This window comes from uncultured Allofournierella sp. (genome assembly GCA_944382705.1).
Classification (GTDB): Bacteria; Bacillota; Clostridia; order Oscillospirales; family Ruminococcaceae; genus Allofournierella.
Map to the genome: position 1 here is coordinate 40,626 of CALWNE010000048.1, position 24,305 is coordinate 64,930.

Below are 24,305 nucleotides of genomic sequence, written 5' to 3' on the forward strand. Positions count from 1 at the left end.
GACATCCCGTTCCTGCAGGATTACAATTTTAGCAGTCTCAGTAATAGAGTGCTAAAAATAATTATCCCAGATTTTTTACTGGTTTTTTAAAAGGGGGATTGCCTGATGAACACCAACAAATGCACGCAAAAAACACTGGAAGCATTGCAGAATGCCCAAAGCTTGGCCATTCAGCACCAAAACCAAACGGTGGAGCCTGAGCACTTGCTCGCCTCCATTGCCAACCAGGAGCAGGGGCTGATTCCCCAGCTTTTGCAAAAAATGAGCATCCAGCCGGAGGCCTTTGCTTCCGCCGCCAGCCAGAAGGTAGCCCTGCTGCCCCATGTAACCGGCAGCGGACGCAAACCGGACCAAATCTATATCTCCCATGCCACCGACCAGGTGCTGAACGCTGCCGAGCAGACCGCCGCCACCATGAAGGATGAGTATGTGAGCGTGGAGCACCTGTTCCTGGCCTTGCTGGAGCATGGAAACAGCCCGGTGAAGGAGGTTTTCAAAACCTTTGGGCTGAACAAAAATGCCTTTTTGCAGGCCCTCTCCCAGGTGCGGGGCAACCAGCGGGTTACCAGCGACCACCCGGAAGACACCTACGATGTACTGAACAAGTACGGCCAGGAACTGGTGGCTCTGGCCCGTCAGCAAAAGCTGGATCCGGTCATTGGCCGAGACCAGGAAATCCGGAATGTAATCCGCATTCTGAGCCGTAAGCGCAAGAACAACCCCTGCCTGATTGGTGAGCCCGGCGTGGGCAAAACCGCCATTGCAGAGGGCCTGGCCCAGCGGATTGTGCGGGGCGATGTGCCGGAAAATCTGAAAGACCACAAGGTGTTCAGCCTGGATATGGGTGCACTGGTGGCTGGTGCCAAATACCGGGGCGAGTTTGAGGAACGGCTCAAGAGCGTACTCCAGGAAGTAAAAAAGAGCGAAGGGCAGATTATTCTGTTCATCGACGAGCTGCACACCATTGTGGGCGCCGGCAAAACCGACGGCGCCATGGATGCCGGCAACCTGCTGAAACCTCTGCTGGCCCGGGGCGAGCTGCACTGCATTGGTGCCACCACCCTGGATGAATACCGCCAGTACATCGAAAAGGACCCTGCTCTGGAGCGTCGGTTCCAGCCGGTGATGGTGGATGAACCCACGGTGGAGGATACCATCTCTATCCTGCGTGGTCTGAAGGAACGGTACGAGGTATTCCACGGCGTAAAAATTCAGGACAGCGCCCTGATTGCCGCCGCCACCCTCTCGGACCGGTACATCTCCGACCGCTTTTTACCGGATAAGGCCATCGACCTGGTGGACGAAGCCTGTGCCATGATTCGCACCGAGATGGACTCCATGCCTGCCGAGCTGGACGATCTGCGCCGCAAGATTATGCAGCACGAAATTGAGGAAGCAGCCCTGAAAAAGGAAACCGACACCCTCAGTGCCCAGCGGCTGGAAAGCCTGCAAAAGGAACTGGCCCAGATGCGGGAGCAGTTCACCACCATGAAGGCCCAGTGGGACAACGAAAAGAGCAGCATCGGCAAGGTGCAGAACATCCGTGAGCAGATTGAGCAAACCAACGCCGCCATCGAAAAGGCCGAGCGGGAATACGATTTGAACAAGGCTGCCGAACTGAAATACGGCCAGCTGCCCAGCCTGCAAAAACAGCTGGAGGAAGAAGAACAGAAGGCCGACCAGCACAGCCCCAGCCAAACCAACCTGCTGCGGGACCGGGTAACCGACGAGGAAATTGCCCGCATTGTAGCCCGCTGGACCGGCATCCCGGTGGAAAAACTGGTGGAGGGCGAGCGGGAAAAACTGCTTCAGCTGGAGGACATTCTGCACCAGCGTGTGATTGGCCAGAGCGAAGCTGTAACCAAGGTAAGCGAGGCCATCCTGCGCAGCCGGGCCGGCATTGCCAACCCCGGCCGCCCCATTGGCAGCTTTTTGTTCCTGGGCCCCACCGGCGTGGGTAAAACCGAGCTGGCCAAGGCGTTGGCCCAGGCCCTGTTTGACGACGAACGGAACATGGTGCGCATCGACATGACGGAATACATGGAGAAATTCAGTGTAAGCCGTTTGATTGGTGCCCCTCCGGGATATGTGGGCTACGAGGAAGGCGGCCAGCTTACCGAAGCAGTCCGCCGTCACCCTTACAGCGTGGTGCTGTTTGACGAGGTGGAAAAAGCCCATCCCGATGTGTTCAACATCCTGCTTCAGGTGCTGGACGATGGCCACATTACCGACAGCCAGGGCCGTGTGGTAGACTTTAAGAACACCATCATCATCCTTACCAGCAACCTGGGCAGCCAGTATATCCTGGAGGGCATCCAGCCCGATGGCACCATCGGCCAGGAGGCTCGCCAGGCTGTGGACCAGCTGCTCAAGACCCAGTTCCGTCCGGAGTTCCTAAACCGTCTGGATGAAATCGTGTTCTACAAACCTCTCACCAAACAGGAAATTGGCAGCATTGTGGAGCTGCAGCTGCAAGACCTGCGCCACCGGATGGCTCAAAAGCAGCTGGATTTGGCTGTTACTCCTGCCGCCCGGGAGCTGATTGTGGAACAGGGCTACGACCCCATCTATGGTGCCCGGCCCCTCAAGCGGTTCATCCAAAGCCGTGTGGAAACCCTCATTGCCCGGGAAATCATCGGCGGCGCTCACAACGCTGGCGACACCCTTACGGTGGATGTGCAGGACGGCGCCCTGGTTCTGCGCTAATTTTCCCACTGTCACACAAAAATTCTTGCCCGGCCAGAACGCTTTCCGGTGTTCTGGCCGGGCATTTTTTGCTAAAAGCTCCCCTTGCACCTCTTTGCAGCCTGGCGCACCCCTGCACCTCCAAAGAAGCCCCCTTGTGATTGTTACAAAAACTAGCAATTTTCACCTGCTAGAACCGTCATTTTTCCCTCTTGTTTCCATATCGTCCTTACGCTATAATTTGGTGCATATTCAGGGCCAGTCCGTTGCAGGCGGCTGCTGCGGTTTGGCACACTCCACACTGCAAGGGGGAACCAACACTTATGAAAAACACCATCCGGGTGGCGGGGCAGGAATTTTCGCTGCTAGCCATGACCTGGCCGGTATTCGTGGAACTTTTGCTCCAGATGCTGGTGGGCAACATTGACCAGATTATGCTGAGCCACTACAACCAAACTGCCGTGGCAGCAGTGGGCAATGCCAACCAGATTATGAATACCCTCATCCTCACCTTCAATGTCATCAGCCTGGCAGCCACCATTATGCTGAGCCAGTACCTGGGCGCACGGGAGCTGAAAAAGGTGGAACAAATCTACACCCTGGCCCTCTGCCTGAACCTCGCCATCAGCGTGGTGATTGCCCTGGGCCTGTTTGTGGGGGCCGACGGGCTGTTTGGGCTGATGCAGGTGCCGGCGGAAGCCCGTCCCGAAGCCCGCAGCTACCTGCTGATTACCGCTTCCACCCTGCCCTTTCAGGCTTTGATGCTTACCTTCAGCGCTTTTTTGCGGGCCCATGCCCGCATGAAGGTTATCATGCTCAGCACCGGTCTTATCAATCTCATTAACATTGTGGGCAACACCATGTTCATCCACGGTCTTGGCCCAGTGCCCCAGCTTGGCGCAGCGGGTGCAGCACTTTCCACCAGCTTGTGCCGGGTGGCAGGCATGACCATGGTGGCCATCGCCTTCTTTTGTTCGGTGCCGGGAGCACGCCTGAGTTTCAGCTGTCTGCGGCCCTTTCCCACCCAGCTGCTCAAGCGGTTTTTGGGCATTGGTCTGCCTGCCGGGGGCGAGGGGCTTTCCTACAATCTTTCCCAATCGGCCAGCCTTGTGTTTGTAAACATGATGGGCACCTACGCCGTTACCACCCGTATGTATACCTCCATGTTTGCCCAGGTGTGCTATATGCTCATTGCTGCGGTAAGTCAGGCTGCCGCCATCATTGTGGGGTACTGCATCGGTGCAAAGGAATACGATTTAGCCGACCAGGTCAACAAGCGTGTGCTGCGCACCTTTACCCCCATTACCCTGGGCCTGGCGGTGCTGCTGGCAGTGTTTGCAAAGCCGCTGTTTGGGCTGTTCAGCTCCGACCCTCAGGTTATCCAGCTGGGCCAGCAGGTCATGCTGGTGGATGTGGTGCTGGAATTGGGCCGCTGCTTCAACATTGTGCTGGTGCGCAACCTGCAAGCGGTGGGCGATGTAAAGTTTCCTGTTACCATCGGCATCCTCAGCCAGTGGCTGCTGGGCGTGGCCGCAGCCTATCTGCTGGCCATTCCCCTGGGCCTTGGCCTGGTGGGCATCTGGCTTGCCTTTTTGCTGGACGAAAACCTGCGGGCCATCATCTTTGTCATCCGCTGGCGCAAGGGTGGCTGGCGCAGCATTAAAACCGTTTGATATCCTTCGCCCCCTGCGCCCGTTTTTTGATCGGCTTACAAAAAAGCCAGCCCTTCGGTGCGCTGCCGGAGGGCTGGCTTTTTATGTCTCGGTTTCGGTGTCTTTGGGGGGCTGGTAGGGCTCGGTGGTAAAAAAGCCCTCCTTGCTTTCAATCTCCTGCCTGGAGTGGCTTTCAAACTCCTGGCGCAGCCATTCAATGGCCTGCTGCACCCCTTCGGGGCCAAAGTCGAACTGCCGCTGTTTTACATCCTTGGTTTTTTCCAGGCACCAAAACCCCATCCAGCACCAGGCTATCAGCTGGTCGTCCTGACGCTGTACCTTGTAATTAAACTGCCCTGCATTGCCGGATACTGGGTTCTTGTTTTTGTACCACTGCATGGGATAATCGGGATAGTTAAACTGAATCATACGCAGTTCCTCCTGCCGTTTGTATGGATTGCCCAGCCGAACTTTGCCCTGCCGGGTTTTTCGGCCTCATCGTTGCTTTTGTTGTAGTCATTATAGCACAAAGCTTTTTAAATGTACCCAAACCAGCCTTTTGTGTTGGTTTTTACCTGCTTACTGCTCAAAAAGCCGGTTCTTATTCTCTGCCGCTGATTGAGCGCAGCAATCCGTAAAAACACTGATTTGCTATAGGGGTGGCCTTGCATCCCTTTAGAGATTATATTACAATAATTATAAACTGTAAGTGTATTCGTTCGCTGTACTATTTTTAACCCTATAAAACGCAAAAACCCACCCCAAACAGCGAACTCCGCAGAAGGGAGCATAGCATGAAGCCCCATATATTTTTGCAGCTTTGCGACGACCAAAATCAGCGCTTTTTTGGCAGCGGACCCTACCGGCTGCTGCTGGGTGTAGAGGAACTGGGAAGCCTGCGTGCCTCTGCTCAGCGGATGGGTATGGCATACAGCAAGGCCCTTGCCCTGATACGCACCGCCGAACAGGAGCTGGGCTTTCCGCTTACCTGCCGCACCATTGGCGGCAAGGGGGGCGGCGGCTCTACCCTTACCGAGGGGGCACGAGAGTTGATGATGCGCTACGAAGCCTATGTAGCCGCTTGCAGCCAGGCCTGTGACAATTTGTTTCAGATTCATTTCGGCAGCTTTGATGCCAGCCGTTATTCCAGCCAGACCTGCCCGCCGCAGCAGGCCCAGCCATGAGCAGGCCAGCCCTGGCCTGCATCTGGATGGCCAGCGGGCAGGGCAAACGGTTTGGGAGCAACAAGCTTTTGGCGCAGCTGCCTGCTGGTACCCTACTGGATTACAGCCTCTCTGCGGTGCCTGCCCATTGCTTTGCCCAGCGCCTGGTGGTTACCCGGTGGCCTCAGGTTGCCGCTCTGTGCCGCAGCCGCCTTCAGCCGGTGCTGCTCCACAATCTGGTGGACCGCAACGATGTGGTACGGCTGGCGGTTCAGGCTATTGACGGGGCCGATGGCTGTATGTTCCTGCCAGTGGATCAACCCCTGGTGCAGCCCCAAAGCCTGGAGCGGCTTGCCGCTGCCTTTGCTGCCCAGCCCCTGTGCATCCACCGGCTTAGCTGGCAGGGGCAGGGGCAGAGCCCTGTTATCTTTCCTGCTCATCTGTTTTGCGAACTTGTTCGCCTGCCTTCCAAAAAAGGGGGCGGCGCAGTAATTGCGGCCCATCCGGAGCTGGTGCGCCTTACCGCTGCCAACCAGGCATGGGAACTTTGGGATGTGGACACTCCAGAGGATTTGGAACGCATATCCCTGCTGCCTGCCGCAGCCCGGCTGCCCGGTGCTTTGCCCCAAATTTGAATCTGACAAAATTCTAATTTAGGAGGATTCCCCTGTGCGATTTGCGGTTTGTGATGACCAACCGTTGTATCTTAAAGAAATTAGCGCACGAATTGCCCAGTTTTTGCAGCAACAGGATGTGCGCTGTGAACTGGACCGCTTTGAGACAACCCAGTCTCTGCTGGATGCTTGCCAGGAGCATTGTTACGATGCAATTTTTCTGGATGTTGAGATGCCCCATCTTAGCGGACTTGCCGCCGCAGCCCAGCTGCGAGCCAGCTATCCCCACATCCATATCATTTTTGTATCCGCCCATCTGGACTATGCCCCCCAAGGGTACACCGTTTCGGCCTTTCGGTACCTACTGAAAGAACAGCTGGATTATACCTTCCTGCCCTGCATGGAAGCCCTATGGCAGACAATGCACCCCACAGAAAACACCCTTATCCTACGCAGCAATGGCCAGCAGGTTGTGCTCAATCTGGACCAGGTGGCCTATTTTGAGGCCTCCCGCCACAGTGTTTGCGCCCACTTCCAAAGCCCCTGCCAGGAGCCTTTGCGATATACCATAAGTTTGGGAGATTTGCGCACCAAACTGGAACACAGCACCTTCCACATGGTTCAGCGCAGCTTTATTGTGAATTTCACTCATGTAAAACGGTTTTACAACTATACCGTCGTCCTTAAAAACGGCCAGACCATTCCTGTGAGTAAACCCTCCTTTGCTGCTTTGCGGCAGGAGTTTCTAATTTGGAAGGGGGTTACTCCGTGAGCCCTCTTATGGCTGGCCATGGCGGACTTTTGCTGGTGATTCTGGATGAAATCTCCTTTATCTGGCTGCTGGATACCTTTTCTCCGCGGCGAACCCCCTGTAACATGGCACCGGCACTGCTTTTAATTACCACTTACAATATGGTAGTCGGCAGCATGACTACCACCTTTTGGGGCCCGCAGCTGATTTTTTTACTGGTCGGCATGATGGCTTTTTCCATGGCAACCCATCATTGCCCTTGGTATGTATCCACCTTTGTGGTGTTTTTAAATCTGGTTCTGGGCTACTGCTTGGATATTATTCTGCTGTTGCTGCTGGAATTTGGGCCTTACATTCCAAAGGACAGCGCCCTGGTACAGATGCGCACCGCCGTGCTCTCCAAGTTAATCTGCATGGGCATCGCCTTTTGGCTGCGCCAGGCGGACCAGGACCATGCTCTGCGGCAAAACCGCTCACCCTATGCCTGGCTTCTTACAGCCTGTTTGCCTGCCCTGACCTTCTTTTTTACAGCCTATTTCTTTAAACTCAGCCGTCACCACAGCTTTTTGGACGAGCCCGTCTGCCTGCTGAGCATCGGGCTGCTGGTGCTGAGTTTTATACAAATCAGCGTGGTAAGCCGACTGAACCGCTGGAGCCAGATGGAACAGGACAACCAGCTGCTGATTCAGCAGCTGAACCTGAGCCTGCGCCACACACAGGATTTGGAGCAGTCCAACACCTGCCAGCGGCAGCTGTCTCACGACTTTAAAAATCACCTGCGCATTCTGTATGCGCTGGCTGTTCAGGAACAGAACAACAGTGTTTCCAGCTACATTCAAAGCCTGGACAGCTGTGTGACCTCCAGCATGTTGGTGGCGCACACCGGCAACAGCATGGTGGATGCGGTGCTCAATCAAAAGTACACCACCGCCTACCAGCAGGGCATCGTAATGGACCTTTCCCTCTCCAACCTGGAGCACATTCAGGTGGAGCAAACCAACCTGTCGGTGGTGCTTTGCAACCTGCTGGACAATGCCATCGAGGCCTGCCAGCAGCTGGAGCTTGCCCACCCTCGCATTCAGGTGCGCATTGAGTACCAGTGCGGGGAACTGCTGATTTGTGTGCGCAACCCTGCCCCAGACCCTCCCGCCTCCTTCCAGAATCATCGTCTGCCCTCCACTGCCAAACCCAATTCCGCTGCCCATGGCTATGGTCTGCGCAATGTACAAATGATTCTGAATCGGTGCCATGCAGACCACGCCCTGCACTGGGGCAATGGCGAATTCATTTTTACCGCAGTGTTTTACGACTCTGCTTCCAGTTGATGCAATCTGTTCCTTTTAATCCCCACCTCCCAAGGAATTCACCTGTTTTTGGTGCTGTTTTACCGTCTTTCCATGCTTATTTTTGCAATTGTTATACTCGATTGTGCTAAAATCCAATCATGTCATACACTATGCTATTCTTCGCTCTTTACTTGCTGCACTGATTTCTGCACAATCGTTGCAGCGGAGCTTTTGCTTCCCTTTGCTGCCTTCTCTCATCTGCAGCCTATGGGGTAAGCCGTTTCAGGTTCTTGCGGCCCTGAGACGGCTTTTTTATATGTTAAAAACGCTCCAGATTACAGCCCTTGTGGTTGTTAACCTGGAGCGTTTTTGTCGCTTTATATATCCCCCATTTTCAAAAAAGCAATTTTTATTAACTTATTGATTTTTTCGATGTGTTTTTGTTTATACAACGATTTTTTTCAAGTTTTCAACACGAGTTTTTGCTGATTTTTACGCAATTCTTCTCTTATCGCACAATAAAGTCATACTCATTTGTATATTCTACACAAACACCAGAATCCTAATTTATCTAAAAAATAGAATTCAATTTGATGCCCGGTATTTTCCTTGCTTTGCCCTTTTGCCTTTGTTATACTGAACTTGCGGCTATATCGAAAGCCGCTTACTCATTACCCTATTTTGTACATTTTTTAACACCGCCGCTGCTGCGGCATATTAGCCTATTTAAATTATGCAAAAACAGCTGTAACGAAGTGCTTTGCGCACGGGCTGCGATACACAGAGGTGCTGCAACTATGCCCTTTTTTGATTGCGCTTTTTGCTGTTCTGTGTATCCGCTCCTGGCATATGTTTGCCTTGAGCGGTTTTTTATTGCCGGCAAATGGCCGGTTTTTACCATAACACTTTAATTAAAAGGAGAGTTTCACCATGTATCTGCTTGGAAATGGCCGCCTGGTCACCCGTGACGATGCTATGCCTTATCTGGACAACGGCTGTGTTGCCATTGACGGCAACCTGATTGCCGCTGTGGGCACCACCCAGGAGCTGAAGGCCCAATACCCGGATGCTGAGTTCATTGATGCAAAGGGCGGCGTGATTATGCCCGGCTTCATCAACGCTCACAACCACATTTACTCCGCCTTTGCCCGTGGCCTGACCATCAAGGGCAACAACCCCTCCAACTTCCTGGAGGTTCTGGACCAGCAGTGGTGGACCATCGACCGCAACCTGCTGCTGCCGGACACCAAAGCAAGTGCCGATGCAACCTATCTGGACTGCATCATGAACGGTGTAACCACCATTTTTGACCACCATGCAAGCTTTGGCGGCATTGAGGGCAGCCTGTTTGCCATTGCCGAGAGCGCCAAGGAGTTCGGCGTTCGTTCCAACCTGTGCTACGAAATCAGCGACCGTGACGGCGAAGCCAAGATGAAGGCCGCTGTTAAGGAGAATGTGGATTTCATCAAGTACGCTCAGGCCGATGATTCCGACATGATTAAGGGCATGATGGGTATGCACGCCCCCTTCACCCTGAGCAACGCTACTTTGGAGTACTGCGCAGCCGAAAAGCCCGAAGGCGCTGGCTACCACATCCATGTGGCAGAGGGCATCGACGATTTGTACGACAGCCTTTCCAAGTACAACAAGCGCCTGGTGTTCCGCCTGCACGACATGAACATCCTGGGCGACAAGACCATATGCGGCCACTGCATCTACATCAACGAGGCTGAGATGGATCTGCTCAAGCACACCAACACCATGGTGGTACATAACCCCGAAAGCAACATGGGCAACGCAGTTGGCTGCCCCCCCATCCTGAAGATGATGGAAAAGGGCCTGACCGTGGGCCTGGGCACCGACGGATACACCAACGACATGACCGAAAGCTACAAGGTGGCCAATGTGCTGCACAAGCACAACGCCTGCAAGCCCAATGTGGCCTGGGGCGAAATTCCCACCATGCTGTTTGAAAACAACCGCGCCATGGCTGCCCGCTTCTTCCAGAAGCCCATCGGCATCCTGAAGGCCGGCGCTTACGCCGATGTGATTGTATCCGATTACAATCCCCTCACCCCCATGAACGCTTCCAACATCAACAGCCACATCCTGTTTGGCATGACCGGCCGCAGCGTGGTGACCACCATCATCAACGGTGTGGTAAAGATGAAGGACCGTGAGCTGATTGGCATTGATAAGGATGCTGTTCTGGCCCACTGCCGTGAGCAGAGCGCCGATTTGTGGAACCGCATCAACGCCGGCCGCTGATTTTTTGTTGCAGTTTCTGCCGGGTTTTGCCCGGTTCGCACCCAGCGCAAAGTCTGGGCGGGTGAACCCGGCAGGTTTATGGCCGATGCACGGGCCTAAAGTGTGCTGAAGCATTTACACTAAGAGAGTTTTAAAAAGGAGAACTATCATGAGCGATATCATGCGTCCTATTCCGTTTTCTGAACTGATGGATTGGGTGATTGCCGAGTACGCAAGCCGCAAGACCATCTTTGGTGTTGGTGACATCTACAAGCACACCAGCGGCAAGATGCTGCCCATCTTCACCGAACAGGTGGAAACTCCCTTTGGCCCCGCTGCTGGCCCCCACACCCAGCTGGCCCAGAACCTGATTGCCTCCTACGCTGGTGGCAGCCGCTTCTTTGAGGTAAAAACCGTTCAGATTATCGACGGTGAGGACCTGCCCGTTTCCAAGCCCTGCATCAAGGCTGAGGACGAGTGCTACAATGTGGAGTGGAGCACCGAGCTGCGTGTTCCCCAGGCTTTTGAGGAGTATGTAAAGGGCTGGTTCGCCCTGAAGCTCATCAGCCGTATGTACGGCCTGGGCAGCGAAAACGGCTTTGTGTTCAACATGAGCGTTGGTTACGACCTGGCCGGCATTAAGAGCGAGAAGGTAAACAACTACATTGAGGGCATGAAGGACGCTTCCACCAGCAAAATCTGGGCTGAGTGCGTGGAGTGGGCCAAGGCCAACCTGGACCGCCTGCCCGGCATTGATGCTGCCTACATCGACTCCATCAATCCCCATGTGTGCACCTCCATCACCCTGTCCACCCTGCACGGCTGCCCTCCCGATGAGATTGAGCGCATTGCAACCTACCTCATCACCGAGAAGAAGCTGAACACCTACATCAAGTGCAACCCCACTCTGCTGGGCTACGAGTTCGCTCGTAAAACTCTGGACGACATGGGTTACGACTACATCGTGTTCGACGATCACCACTTCAAGGGCGACCTGCAGTTCTGCGATGCTATCCCCATGTTCAACCGTCTGCTGGCCCTGTGTGCCGAAAACGGCGTAGAGTTCGGCATTAAGCTGACCAACACCTTCCCTGTTACCATCGCTGGCGGCGAGCTGCCCGGCGAGGAGATGTACATGAGCGGTAAGAGCCTGTACCCCCTGTCCATCAGCCTGGCTCAGAAGGTGGAGAAGGAATTTGACGGCAAGCTGCGTGTTTCCTACTCCGGCGGTGCAGACCAGTTCAACATTGACCGCATCTTTGAAACCGGCATCTGGCCCATCACCCTGGCTACCACCCTGCTGAAGCCCGGCGGATACAACCGTCTGCGCCCCATGGCCGAAAAGCTGGTTGCCATGGACTATGTACCCTTCAACGGCGTGGACATGGAGAAGCTGGACGCTCTGGTTGCTTCCGTTAAAACCGACGAGCACCATGTAAAGCCCATCAAGCCCCTGCCCAGCCGCAAGATGAAGCAGGAAGTTCCCCTGATTGACTGCTTCGTTGCTCCCTGCCAGGAGGCTGGCTGCCCCATCCATCAGGATATCCCCACCTACATCGAGCTGGTGGGCGAGGGCAAGCTGGCCGAGGCTCTGGAGGTAATCTGCGAAAAGAACCCCCTGCCCTTCATCACCGGCACCATTTGCAGCCATCGCTGCACCACCAAGTGCACCCGTAACTTCTACGAGGACAGCGTGCACATCCGTGACGCCAAGCTGGTTGCCGCTGAGGGCGGTTTTGATACCTTCATCGCTGGCCTGAAGGCCGGTGCTGCCCGCAGCGAGAATGTGGCCATCATCGGCGGCGGCCCCGCTGGTATGGCAGCTGCCTACTTCCTGGCCCGTGCCGGTGCAAAGGCTACCATCTTTGAAAAGCGGGACGCTCTGGGCGGTGTGGTAAAGCACATCATCCCCGGTTTCCGTATCTCTGACGAAGCCATTGCCAAGGACGCTGCTCTGCTGGAGAAGCTGGGTGTTACCGTAAAGCTGAACACCACTGTTACCACTCCCGCTGACCTGCTGGCTCAGGGTTACACCCATGTAATTTTGGCCAACGGCGCCTGGAACCATGGCAAGCTGCACCTGGAAGGTCAGGCTCCCATGAATGTTATGGACTTCCTGGAGACCCTGAAGAAGGACCCCGCCAGCGTACAGCTGGGCAACGATGTGGTCATCATCGGTGCAGGCAACACCGCCATGGACGCCGCCCGTGCCGCTAAGCGTGCCGGTGCCGAGAATGTTCGTCTGGTATACCGCCGCACCAAGCGTTATATGCCCGCCGACGAGGAAGAATTGGAGCTGGCCATTGCCGATGGCGTTGAGTTCTGCGAGCTGCTGGCTCCCGTTCGTTTTGAAAACGGCCAGCTGGTATGCGATGTGATGCGTCTGGGTGCTCCCGATGCTTCCGGCCGCCGCAGCCCCGAGGCTACCGGTGAGCAGACCGTTCTGCCCGCTTCCTGCGTGATTGCCTCCATCGGCGAGCAGGTGGACACCGCCTACTTCCTGAGCAGCGGCATTGCTGTGGACGAGAAGGGCAAGGCAAAGCTGGACGCTGCCTGCAAGGCTGAGAACGGCGTTTATGTTGTGGGTGACGCAAAGCGCGGCCCCGCTACCGTGGTAGAGGCTATTGCCGATGCTACCGCTGCCGCTATGGAAATTCTGAACAGCGCCGTGAAGGAACTGCCCTTCACCGCTGCTGCCGAAACCCTGAAGGCAAAGCGCAGTGCTCTGGCCGAGTATGTAAGCGGCAGCACCGAGAACGAGCGCTGCCTGGGCTGCAACGCTGTTTGTGAGAACTGTGTTGATGTTTGCCCCAACCGTGCAAACCTGGCCATCCAGGTGCCCGGCATGGCCAAGGAGCAGATTGTGCATGTGGATAAGATGTGCAACGAGTGCGGCAACTGTGCTGTGTTCTGCCCCTACGCCAGCGCTCCCTACAAGGATAAGTTCACCGTATTTGCTTCTGCCGAAGATATGGCAGACAGCGAGAACCCCGGCTTCTGTGTGCTGAACGCCGCTGAGGGCAAGGTAAAGGTTCGTCTGGGCAGTCAGGAGTACGAAACCGTTCTGGCTCAGGATACCACCACCTACGCACCCCTGAAGCAGCTCATGGAAACCATCATCCGGGATTACGCTTACTGCCTGTAAGCCGGCCCCGTTCTCGGAAAGAAGGGAATCGTTTTGATTATCATCCAAAACGGCCAACTGGTCAGCCCCACCGGGCTGACCAGGGCCGATTTGGCCATGGATGAGGGGCGGATCGTTTCGATCGCCCCTCACCTGGCCCCCGGCCCCCAGGATACTGTATACGACGCTCAGGGCTGCTATGTGTTCCCTGGTTTTATCGACGGCCATACCCACCTGGATATGGACAGCGGCGTAACCGTAACTGCGGACGACTTTGCCACCGGCAGCCGTGCGGCTGTGTGCGGCGGCACCACCACCCTGGTGGACTTTGCCACCCAGGACAAGGGCGGCACCCTGATGCAGGCACTGGATGCCTGGCACAAAAAAGCGGAAGGCCGTTGCAGCTGCAACTATGCATTCCACATGGCCATTACCGACTGGAACCCAGCTGTAAAGGAAGAAATTCCTCTGATGTTCCAGGAAGGTGTGTCCAGCTTTAAGGCCTATATGGCCTACGATGCACTCAAGGTCAACGATGCCCAGCTGCTGGAAATGCTGGAGACCATCGGGCCTATGGGCGGTATTTTGGGCGTTCACTGCGAGAACGGCCTGCTGGTAAATACCCTTCAGGCACAGCAGAAGGCCATGGGCCATTTTGGCCCGGATGGTCACCCCGCAAGCCGTCCCCCCGAAGTAGAAGCGGAAGCCGTAAATCGGCTTTGCTACCTGGGCAAGCTGGCAGATGCCCCGGTGCATGTGGTTCACCTGAGCTCCGCCCTTGGGCTGGAGGAGGTGCGGGCCGCCCGTAAGAACGGCGTAACGGTATATGCCGAAACCTGCCCCCAATATCTTGTACTGGACGAAAGCCGCTACAAGACCCCCGGCTTTGAAGGAGCCAAGTATGTAATGAGCCCTCCCTTGCGCAGCCCCGCCGATGTGCAGGCTCTGCGCCAGGCCGTAATCAATGGCGAAATTGATACCATTGCAACGGACCATTGCAGCTACAATTTTAAGGGCCAGAAAGAACTGGGCCTTACCGATTTCACAAAAATTCCCAACGGCGGTCCCGGCATTGAACACCGGCCCATGGTGGTGTACTCCAGCATGGTGGATACCGGTGAGCTTGCTGTGACTGATTTTTGCCGTTTGCTGGCCGAAGGCCCGGCCCGGCTGTTTGGAATGTACCCCCAAAAGGGTGTACTGGCTGTGGGATCGGACGCAGACATTACCATTTGGGACCCCACGGCAAAGACTACTATCCGTGCTGCACGGCAGCATCAAAATGTGGATTATACCCCCTATGAAGGGTTTTCGATTACCGGTATGCCCCGCTATGTATTTGTAGGCGGAACGCTGGCGGCCCAGGATGGCCAGCCGACGGAAGCATTGGCCGGGCGTTATGTCAAGCGCTGAAAGGAGACACTCCCTATGTACACCCTGTATGTAAATGGTGTGGAGCACCGTACAGACAAAAACATCAAACTGATGGACTTTTTGCGGGAAGACCTGCGGCTCACCAGTGTAAAAAACGGCTGTGGCGAAGGCGCCTGCGGCACCTGTACCATTTTGGTGGACGGCAAAAAGGTTAGATCCTGCGTTTTTACCACCGAAAAAATGGACGGTAAGCACATTACCACCGTAGAAGGCCTGACCCCCCGTGAGCGTGAGGTTTATGTATACGCTTTTGGTCAGACTGGCGCCGTTCAGTGTGGTTTCTGCATTCCTGGCATGGTGATTAGTGCCAAGAGCCTGCTGGATGAAAACCTGAACCCCACCCGTGAAGATGTAAAGAAAGCCATCCGCGGCAACATCTGCCGCTGCACCGGCTACATCCGCATTGAGGATGCAATTCTGCTGGCTGCCAAGATGTTCCGTGAAAACCTGCCTGTTCCCAAGGAGGACGACAGCGAGGCCCGCATTGGCTGCCACCTGCCCCGTGTGGATGTTGCGGAAAAGGTACTGGGCACCGGCCTGTTTGTTGACGATATTCAGGTTCCTGGCATGATTTATGCCAAGGCCCTGCGCTCCAAATACCCCCGTGCACGGGTGGAAAAAATCGATTTGACCAGAGCCCTGGCTCACCCGGATGTGGTCAAGATTCTGCGTGCCGAAGATGTGCCCTTCAACAAAACCGGCCACATCATTCAGGACTGGGATGTTCTCATTGCAGAGGGTGACTGCACCCGCTACATTGGCGATGCCATCGTACTGGTTGCCACCAACCACAAGGAAACGCTGGATGAAGTGCTGAGCCTGGTGGATGTTACTTACACCGAGCTGGAAGCTATCACCGACCCCCTGAAAGCAATGGAGCCGGATGCTCCCAAGCTGCACGAAAACGGCAACATCCTTACCAAGGAAGTGCTCAAGCGCGGCAATGCCGAAGAAATCATTGCCAACGCACCCCATGTGGTAACCCGTCACTACTCTACCCCCATGACCGACCATGCCTTCATGGAGCCTGAGTGTGCCATTGCCATGCCGGACGGCGACGGTGGCCTGCTGCTTTACACCGGTGCGCAATCGGTGTATGATGAACAGAAGGAAATCTCCCGTATGCTGCAACTGCCTCCGGAGAAGGTTCGCTGCCAGAGCAAGCTGGTGGGCGGCGGCTTCGGCGGCAAGGAGGACATGAGCGTTCAGCACCATGCTGCTCTTATGGCCTGGGCCACCGGCAAGCCGGTTAAGGTAAAGTTCAGCCGTCAGGAGAGTCTGAACATCCACACCAAGCGCCACGCTATGGAGATGGACATCACCACCGCCTGTGACGAAAACGGCAAGCTGCTGGCAATGAAGGCCACCCTCATTTCTGACTGCGGCGCCTACGCCAGCCTGGGCGGCCCTGTTTTGCAGCGTGCCTGCACCCACTGCGGCGGCCCCTACAACTTCCAGAATATCGACATCACCGGCCTTTGCGTTTACACCAACAATGTGCCTGGCGGCGCCTTCCGTGGCTTTGGCGTAACCCAGAGCTGCTTCGGCGCCGAGATGAACCTGGATTTGCTGGCCGAAGAAGTTGGCATCAGCCCCTGGCAAATCCGTTACATTAACGCCATTCGCCCCGGCGATGTGCTGCCCAACGGCCAGATTGCAAGCCCCGACACAGGCTATGCCGAGTGCCTGGAGGCTGTGAAGGAAGCCTATGAGAGCAGCCCCTACGCTGGCATTGCCGGCTGCATGAAAAACAGCGGCGTGGGCGTTGGCCTGCCCGACATTGGCCGCTGTAAGCTGACCATTGTGGACGGCAAGGTACACATCCGCACCAGTGCCGCCTGCATGGGCCAGGGCATTGCCACCGTTTGCACCCAGATTGTGCATGAGGTAACCGGCGTCGCCGTAGACAAGATGTTCCACGAGCGTCCCGATACCAGCATTACCCCCAACTCCGGCACCTCCACTGCTTCCCGCCAGACCGTATTCTGCGGCGAGGCTACCCGCCGTGCTGCCGGTATGCTTCAGGATGCCCTGGCCTCCGGCCGCACCCTGGAAGATTTGGAAGGCGAAAGCTTCTACGGCGAATACAGCGGTGTAACCGACCGGATGGGCAGCGATAAGCCCAACCCTGTAAGCCATGTGGCCTACGGCTATGCGGCTCAGGTGGTTATCATGGACGAAAACAAGAAGGTGACCCGTGTGGTTGCAGCCCACGATGTGGGCCGGGTGGTAAACCCGCAGGCTTGCGCCGGCCAGATTGAAGGCGGCGTTGTTATGTGCCTGGGCTACGGCCTCACCGAGGACTTCAAGATGGAAAACGGCTATGTGAAGTCCAAGTACGGCACGCTGGGCCTGTGGCGTGCCACCGATGTACCTCCCATTGATGTAATCTTTGTAGAAAAAGGCTCCGAGGATCAGAATACCTTCGGCGCCAAAGGTGTGGGTGAAATCTGTGCGATTCCCGCCGCTCCCGCTGCTGCACACGCTGCTTACCGGGTAGACGGCCAGTTCCGCACAAAACTGCCCATCTGCGATACCTTCTACAATAAAGCTAAGGGAGGAAAATAAGTTAATGAATACTGTTACCAAATCTGCGCCTTCTGAAAGCGCACTGTTTGAACGCACCGGTATGCCCCCTCTGGGCAAGGCCATTCCCCTGGCCTTGCAGCATGTGGTGGCCATGGTTGTGGGCTGCATCACCATGCCCATGATTGTGGCTTCCACCGCCGGTGTCTCCGCCAGCGACCAGATCATCATGGTGCAGGGCAGCTTGCTTGTAGCTGCCCTGGCCATCCTGCTGCAAGCCTTTGGCGTAACCGGATTTGTCAGCAGCGGCCTGCCCATTATGGTAGGCAGTGGCTTTGCATTTCTGCCCACTCTGCGCAGTGTGGTAGAGCTGCACGGCATTGGCGGCATGGCCGGCGCACAGATTGCCGGCGCCTGCCTGGGTATGCTGGTGGGTCTGGTGTTCAAAAAGATTCGCTTTTTGTTTCCTCCCATTGTTACTGCCAGCGTGGTGCTCACCATCGGTATCTCTTTGTATGATACCGCTGTAAACTACATGGCAGGCGGCAGCGCAAGCGACCCTTACTACGGCAGCCCCCGCAACTGGCTGCTGGCTTTCATCACCCTGGCAACCGTTATTATCTGCGGTCAGTTCTGCAAGGGTATGATTAAGGCCAGCGCCACCCTCATCGGCATGGTAGTCGGCTATATGGTGGCTCTGTGCATGGGTATGATTCAGTTCGACAGTGTTGGCAGTGCTGCTTGGGTTCAGCTGCCTGAACCCCTTCACTTTGCTCCCACCTTCAGCCTGAGTGCTATTGTGAGCCTGGGCATTGTGTTTATGGTAAACGCCGTGCAGGACATTGGCCAGTTTGAGGCCACTGCAAACGGCGCTTACGAGCGGGCTGCCACCAGCAGCGAAATTACCGGCGGTGTAATCGGCAACAACCTGTGCAGCCTGCTTGGCGGCATTCTGGGTGGTGTGCCTGTGGCCTGCGCCGGTCAGAATGTAGGCATCGTGGTAACAACCAAGGTAATCAACCGTGTGGTATTTGGCATTGCCGGCGGCGTAGTGGCTGTGGCTGCCCTGGTACCCAAACTGAGCGCCATCCTCATCACCATTCCCCAGCCCGTGCTGGGCGGCGCTACCATCACCGTGTTCGGCTCCATCGCCATGACTGGCGTGCGTATGCTGGCCCGTGATGGTTTGAGCAACCGCAGCGTATTCATTGCAGGTTTGAGCGTTGCTCTGGCTGTGGGTATTCCCCAGACTGTCAACGCTTTTGCAGGCTGCCCCGCCTGGGTAGGCCAGATTTTCGGAGGTTCCGAAGTAATCGTGGTTGCCCTGAGCGCCATCCTGCTCAATCTCATTCTTCCCAAGGAACAATAAGGAGACTTTTATCATGGAACACAATTTTAAAATCGTTACCTATCCCCACCAGGCTGTGCCCGCTACCGACCTGTCCGCTTTCAGCGAGCAGGAGGCTGCCAAGGCCCATGGCTTCCACTCCAGCTTTGATGTGTACAGCGAAACTCCTCTCACCAACCTGCCTGGCCTGGCCAAGGCTCTGGGCGTGAAGGAAGTACGCATCAAGGACGAGAGCTACCGTTTTGGCCTGAACGCCTTCAAGGTACTGGGCGGCAGCTACGCTCTGGGCCGTTACATTGCCCAGAAGCTGGGTGAGGACATCGCCGATATGCCCGCCAGCCGCATCCTCTCTGAGGAAGTGAAGGCAAAGCTGGGCGATGTAACCTTTGTTACCGCTACCGACGGCAACCACGGCCGTGGTGTGGCCTGGACTGCAAACCGCCTGGGCCAGCACTCTGTGGTTTATATGCCCAAGGGCAGCGCACAGGAGCGTTTGGACAACATCCGTGCCGAAGGCGCCGATGCCTCCATCACCGACCTGAACTACGACGAGGCCGTTCGTCTGGCCAACAGCCAGGCCGAAGAAAAAGGCTGGGTTATGGTGCAGGACACCGCTTGGGAAGGCTACACCGACATTCCCCTGTGGATTATGCAGGGCTACACCACCATGGGTTACGAAATTGTAAAGCAGCTGGAGGCTCAGGGTGCCGAAAAGCCCACCCACCTGTTCCTGCAGGCTGGCGTAGGCAGCATGGCTGGTGCCATGGCCGGTTTCTTTGCCAGCTACTACGGCGAGGACCGTCCCTTCATCACCGTTGTGGAGCCCAACAAGGCTGACTGCGTATTCCGCACCGCCGAAGCTGCCGACGGCAAGCTGCACTTTGTAACCGGCGACATGAACACCATCATGGCTGGTCTGGCCTGCGGCGAGCCCTGCACCATCGGCTGGGAAGTGCTGAAGAACTGCGCCGACGCCTTCATCAGCTGCCCCGACTACGCTGCCGCTGACGGTATGCGCATCCTGGCTGCTCCTGTGGACGGCGACACCCCCGTTGTATCCGGCGAAAGCGGCGCTGCCACCACCGGCTGCGTGGCCAACATCCTGCTGCGTGAGGAGCTGGCTGAGCTGAAGGAGAAGCTGCATCTGGACGAGAACAGCCGCATCCTGTTCATCAGCACTGAGGGTGACACCGATAAGGAAAACTACCGCAATGTAGTTTGGGGCGGCAAGTACAGCAACCTGTAATTTCCTTTTGTGAACCCCACCGGGTTGGCATCCTCCTTCCAATACGGGCGGCTTTTGCCGCTGCCTGCCAAGCCGGTGTGTTTCTTTTGGGCTTGCGGTTCTGGCCCCCTCCTGTCAGAGCCAGAACCGCGCGCCCAATCACCTTTTCTTTTTTACTTATGGTATCCTGCGGGCAGATGCTCGCTTCATACAGCATTCATTGATTTATTCTTGTATTCAAGGATTCAGGAGGATACGAACTATGCTTAATCAGGAACAGCAGAACAATGTAGTGGCCCTGTGCCAGAAACTCATCCAGTCCCCCAGCTACAGCGGCCACGAGGATGGCGTTGTTGCCCGTTTGAAGGAGTTCTTCGAGGCCAACGGCTTTGACAGCGTCCATGTGGACAAATACGGCAATGTTATCGGCTGCATTAAGGGCAACCGTCCCGGCCCCCGCATCCAGTTTGACGGTCACATCGACACCGTGCCCGTGGGCGATGCTTCCCAGTGGGATTACGATCCCTTCGGCGCCGAAATTGCAGACGGCAAGATTTACGGCCGCGGCACCTCCGACATGAAGGGCGCTGTTGCTGCCATGGCTTGCGCTGCTGCCAACTACGCCAAGGAGACCAACAAGGACTTTGCCGGTGAAATCTATGTGGCCGGTGTTGTGCATGAGGAGTGCTTTGAAGGCGTTGCTGCCCGTGAAATCAGCGCTTATGTAAAGCCCGACTATGTGGTAATTGGTGAGGCCAGCCAGCTGAACCTGAAAATCGGCCAGCGCGGCCGTGCCGAAATCGTTGTTGAAACCTTCGGCAAGCCCTGCCACAGCGCCAACCCCGAAAAGGGCATCAACGCTGTTTACAAGATGGCCAAGGTCATCGAGGCAATCCGTACTCTGGAGCCCACCCATCACCCCGTGCTGGGCGACGGCATCCTGGAGCTGACCGACATTAAGTCTGCTCCCTACCCCGGTGCTTCCGTTGTGCCTGAGTACTGCCGTGCTACCTACGACCGCCGCCTGCTGGTAAACGAGACCAAGGAGAGCGTGCTGGCTCCCATCAACGAGCTGCTGGAGAAGCTGATGGCCGAGGATCCCGAGCTGAAGGTGAAGGCAAGCTACGCTGTTGGCAAGGAAATGTGCCACACCGGCAACGAAATCGAGGGCGAGCGCTTCTTCCCCGGCTGGCTGTACGACGAGAACGACCAGTTCGTTCAGGATGTGTACAAGGAGCTGAAGTCCATGGGCTACGATCCCACCATCACCCAGTACAACTTCTGCACCAACGGCAGCCACTATGCCGGTGAGGCTGGCATCAAGACCTTCGGCCTTGGACCCAGCCGTGAGAACCTGGCTCACACCATCAACGAGTACATCGAAATCGACCAGCTGGTCAAGGTTACCGATTGCTACATGGGCGTGATGAAGGCTCTGCTGAAATAATCCATTCCTGTGGGCTCGCCGTCCCGCTTCCATCTGGGGCGGACGGCGGGCTTTATTGGATTTTTGCACCTGTATGGGTGCAGCAAAAGAAAGGATCGGAACAAACATGGCAACTATGCTCATTCAAAACGGCCGGGTCATTGACGGCACCGGCGCTCCCAGCGTACAGGCGGACATTCTGGTGCAGGATGGCCGCATCCAGGCCATTGGTCAGGGTCTGAATGTACAGGCCGACCAGGTCATTGATGCCACCGGCCTTACCGTAGCCCCCGGCTTTATCGACACCCACAGCCACAGCGACCTGGATGTGCTGCTGCGTCCCCAGGTGCTGCCCAAGGTTATGCAGGGTATTACCACCGAACTGCTGGGCCAGGACGGTGTTTCCATGGCTCCGCTGCCGGTGCAGTACATCAGCTCCTGGCGTAAAAACCTGGCGGGCCTGGATGGCGACACCGACCAAATCGACTGGACCTTTGAAACCACCGACAACTACCTGAAGATGATCGAGAAGGCCACCCCCGGCCTGAACGAGATGTACCTGGTGCCCCACGGCAACATCCGCATGGAGGCCATGGGGCTGGACAACCGGCTGCCCACCGAGGAAGAAATCGAAAAGATGAAGGCCATCACCCGCCGTGAGATGGAGGCAGGTGCCATGGGCCTTTCCACCGGTTTGATTTACATTCCCTGCGCCTACTCCGAAAGCCGGGAAATCATTGAGATGTGCAAGGTGGTTGCAGAGTACGACGGCGTATTCGTCATTCACCAGCGCAGCGAGGCCGACACCATTCTGGAAAGCATGGAGGAGGTTATCGAGATTGGCCGCAAATCTGGCGTAAAGGTACACTGGAGCCACTTCAAGGTCTGCGGCAAGCAGAACTGGGATAAGGTGGACGGCGTTCTGGAACTGCTGGATAAGGCCAAGCAGGAGGGTATTACCGTAAGCTTTGACCAGTACCCCTATGTGGCTGGCAGCACCATGATGGGTGCTATCCTGCCCCCCTGGGTGCACGACGGCGGCACGGACAAGGCCGTGGCCCGTCTGGCAGACCACGAACTGCGCAAAAAGATGGTGGAGGACATGGAGAACGGCATCCCCGGCTGGGATAACTTCGTGAGCTTTGCCGGCTTTGAAAACATCTATGTAACCAGCGTTAAAACCGAAAAGAACGCCGACGCTGTGGGCCTTTCCATCGTGGAGCTGGCCGAAAAGCGTGGTGTAGACCCCTACACCGCCGCCTTTGACCTGCTGATGGAGGAAGAAAACGCCGTTGGCATGGTGGACTTCTACGGCACCGAGGAGCATGTAAAGCGCTTTATGATGCGCCCCGAGATGAACGCCTGCACCGACGGTCTGCTCTGCCCCGGCAAGCCTCACCCCCGTCTGTACGGCAGCTTCCCCCGTATTCTGGGCAAGTATGTGCGCCAGGAGCAGCTGATGAGCCTGGAAACTGCTGTGTACAAGATGACCGGCAAGCCCGCCAATGTGCTGGGCCTGAAGGAGCGGGGCACCCTGAAAGAGGGCAACTGGGCCGACATTACTATTTTTGATGCGGACACCATTCTGGACCAGGGCACCTTTACCGACCCCATCCAGTTCCCCACCGGCATTGCCTATGTGATTGTAAACGGTCAGGTGGCTGTGGACCACGGCAAGCACACCGGTGCTCTGGCTGGTCAGGTTATCCGCCACGGCCGCTAATTCCTCATTCTCTCTTGCATGATTGCTCTCGTATAGAAAAAACCCTGGAGCCAAAAGCTCCAGGGTTTTTTTGTCCTTGTTTATCCCGCCGAAATCGGCCCGGCTGGGCGGTTTACACCAGCCGATGGCCGTACCGGCGCAGGATGGCCTCCAGCACGCCCCCTGCAATGGCCCGGGCTTTGTCCGAAATAGTGGTATGGTCTGCCTGCTGGCCCCGAGGGTCCACATCGCCGCACTTAAAGCCGGGTGTTACCCCAATGCCTGCCGCCAGCATTCCCCGTATCATGCCGTCAATTTCTGCCACCATGGGCTGGCCGTCCACCATGCCCACCGTCTGGCCTGCCTTTACCAGCTGGCCAATCTGGGCCATGGGCTCAAAGACTCCCGTAGCCGGGCTGCGGAGAATGCGCTGGCTGGTGTAGCCCTGAATGTTGCCGGGTATGCCGGTATTGGGCTGGGCCGGGCCCTGTTCAATCACACGCCCCAACCGATGGCCCCGCTGGGTTTCCACCACATAGTGGCAGTCCTGCCCGGCACAAAAGCCGGGGCCTACACCAATCACCAGAGGGGCATCCTCCATGTGGGTACCCAGGTTCCGTTTGGCCAGAATGGCATCCACCAAGGCATCCGGTGCCAGCTGAGCAATGCAGCTGCCCTCTGGGTCCGGCAGAAGGGCCACCTTGCCCTCCTCCATGGCCTGAATGGCCTGCTGGGGCTGAGTGCACACCACCGCCTGCACTCCTTCCACCCACATGGTGCCCTTCTGTTCCGGCTCCAAAGCGGTGGAAAAGGCCACGGTACGGCGGATGCAGGTGGGCTTGGGAAGGTCGGTCATGGCCACCTGAAACCCACACTGATGCAGCCGCCAGCCAATGCCGGTGGCCAAATCTCCCGCTCCACGAATTACAACACGCATTGCTATACTTCCTTCCATTGTTTGTGTTTCAGGGCAGCCAGCACCACCTGGGCACTGCTGCCGCTGTGAATGGCTTGCACTAACTCTTTTATCATCTGGGACGGGCAGGCATCCCGCTGGTTGAGCACCACCGAAAACCGCCGTCCCTGGGTTGCTTTAGCCAGTCCCCATGGGCTGGTAATCAT

17 protein-coding genes are annotated in these 24,305 nt (G+C 56.4%); 14 read left to right on the forward strand and 3 right to left on the reverse strand.

Annotated features, from left to right (window positions below; translation table 11 throughout):
* Positions 1-105 precede the first annotated feature (105 nt).
* Positions 106-2,706: an ATP-dependent chaperone ClpB gene (gene clpB / locus ACH2EM_RS07385; protein ID WP_395151494.1), complete on the forward strand. Its 2,601-nt coding sequence runs from the start codon at positions 106-108 to the stop codon at positions 2,704-2,706.
* 302 nt (positions 2,707-3,008) lie between these two features.
* Positions 3,009-4,358 carry an MATE family efflux transporter gene (locus ACH2EM_RS07390; RefSeq protein WP_395151495.1) on the forward strand — a complete coding sequence of 450 codons (1,350 nt, stop codon included), beginning with the start codon at positions 3,009-3,011 and terminating at the stop codon, positions 4,356-4,358.
* An 81-nt stretch (positions 4,359-4,439) separates the two neighbouring features.
* On the opposite strand, the gene ACH2EM_RS07395 is transcribed toward ACH2EM_RS07390, so the two are convergent.
* A complete protein-coding gene (locus tag ACH2EM_RS07395; RefSeq protein ID WP_395151496.1) occupies positions 4,440-4,766 on the reverse strand; it encodes a hypothetical protein in 327 nt (108 codons plus the stop codon).
* A gap of 365 nt (positions 4,767-5,131) precedes the next feature.
* On the opposite strand from ACH2EM_RS07395, the gene ACH2EM_RS07400 reads away from it, so the two are divergent.
* From ACH2EM_RS07400 to ACH2EM_RS07455, 12 genes are all read left to right on the forward strand, one after another.
* Positions 5,132-5,521, forward strand: a complete 390-nt coding sequence (locus ACH2EM_RS07400) for a winged helix-turn-helix domain-containing protein (protein WP_395151497.1) — start codon at positions 5,132-5,134, stop codon at positions 5,519-5,521.
* On the forward strand, positions 5,518-6,135 hold the full coding sequence (locus tag ACH2EM_RS07405; RefSeq protein WP_395151498.1) for an NTP transferase domain-containing protein: 618 nt from the start codon (positions 5,518-5,520) through the stop codon (positions 6,133-6,135). Before ACH2EM_RS07400 ends, ACH2EM_RS07405 begins: the two co-directional genes overlap by 4 nt.
* Positions 6,136-6,169: 34 nt before the next feature.
* Positions 6,170-6,886, forward strand: coding sequence for a LytR/AlgR family response regulator transcription factor (locus tag ACH2EM_RS07410; RefSeq protein WP_395151499.1), 717 nt, complete (start codon positions 6,170-6,172; stop codon positions 6,884-6,886).
* Positions 6,883-8,190 (forward strand): sensor histidine kinase, encoded by a 1,308-nt coding sequence (locus tag ACH2EM_RS07415; RefSeq protein ID WP_395151500.1) that lies wholly within the window; start codon positions 6,883-6,885, stop codon positions 8,188-8,190. Before ACH2EM_RS07410 ends, ACH2EM_RS07415 begins: the two co-directional genes overlap by 4 nt.
* A gap of 891 nt (positions 8,191-9,081) precedes the next feature.
* On the forward strand, positions 9,082-10,419 hold the full coding sequence (ssnA, locus tag ACH2EM_RS07420) for a putative aminohydrolase SsnA (protein WP_395151501.1): 1,338 nt from the start codon (positions 9,082-9,084) through the stop codon (positions 10,417-10,419).
* Between the two features lie 148 nt (positions 10,420-10,567).
* On the forward strand, positions 10,568-13,543 hold the full coding sequence (gene ygfK, locus ACH2EM_RS07425) for a putative selenate reductase subunit YgfK (RefSeq protein ID WP_395151502.1): 2,976 nt from the start codon (positions 10,568-10,570) through the stop codon (positions 13,541-13,543).
* A gap of 33 nt (positions 13,544-13,576) precedes the next feature.
* On the forward strand, positions 13,577-14,935 hold the full coding sequence (gene hydA / locus ACH2EM_RS07430; RefSeq protein WP_395151503.1) for a dihydropyrimidinase: 1,359 nt from the start codon (positions 13,577-13,579) through the stop codon (positions 14,933-14,935).
* 15 nt (positions 14,936-14,950) lie between these two features.
* Positions 14,951-17,524 (forward strand): selenium-dependent xanthine dehydrogenase, encoded by a 2,574-nt coding sequence (xdh, locus tag ACH2EM_RS07435; protein WP_395151504.1) that lies wholly within the window; start codon positions 14,951-14,953, stop codon positions 17,522-17,524.
* Between the two features lie 4 nt (positions 17,525-17,528).
* Positions 17,529-18,851, forward strand: coding sequence for a uracil-xanthine permease family protein (locus ACH2EM_RS07440; RefSeq protein WP_395151505.1), 1,323 nt, complete (start codon positions 17,529-17,531; stop codon positions 18,849-18,851).
* Between the two features lie 13 nt (positions 18,852-18,864).
* Entirely contained in the window at positions 18,865-20,076 is a 1,212-nt protein-coding gene (dpaL, locus tag ACH2EM_RS07445) for a diaminopropionate ammonia-lyase (protein ID WP_395151506.1), read from the forward strand.
* A gap of 241 nt (positions 20,077-20,317) precedes the next feature.
* Entirely contained in the window at positions 20,318-21,502 is a 1,185-nt protein-coding gene (locus tag ACH2EM_RS07450) for a YgeY family selenium metabolism-linked hydrolase (RefSeq protein ID WP_395151507.1), read from the forward strand.
* A gap of 106 nt (positions 21,503-21,608) precedes the next feature.
* Positions 21,609-23,204, forward strand: a complete 1,596-nt coding sequence (locus tag ACH2EM_RS07455) for an amidohydrolase family protein (RefSeq protein WP_395151508.1) — start codon at positions 21,609-21,611, stop codon at positions 23,202-23,204.
* 112 nt (positions 23,205-23,316) lie between these two features.
* On the opposite strand, the gene yqeB is transcribed toward ACH2EM_RS07455, so the two are convergent.
* Positions 23,317-24,120, reverse strand: coding sequence for a selenium-dependent molybdenum cofactor biosynthesis protein YqeB (gene yqeB, locus ACH2EM_RS07460; RefSeq protein WP_395151509.1), 804 nt, complete (start codon positions 24,118-24,120; stop codon positions 23,317-23,319).
* Positions 24,121-24,122: 2 nt separating this feature from the next.
* Positions 24,123-24,305, reverse strand: a 183-nt coding sequence (locus tag ACH2EM_RS07465) for a hypothetical protein (protein WP_395151510.1), incomplete at its 5' end; no start/stop codon positions are given.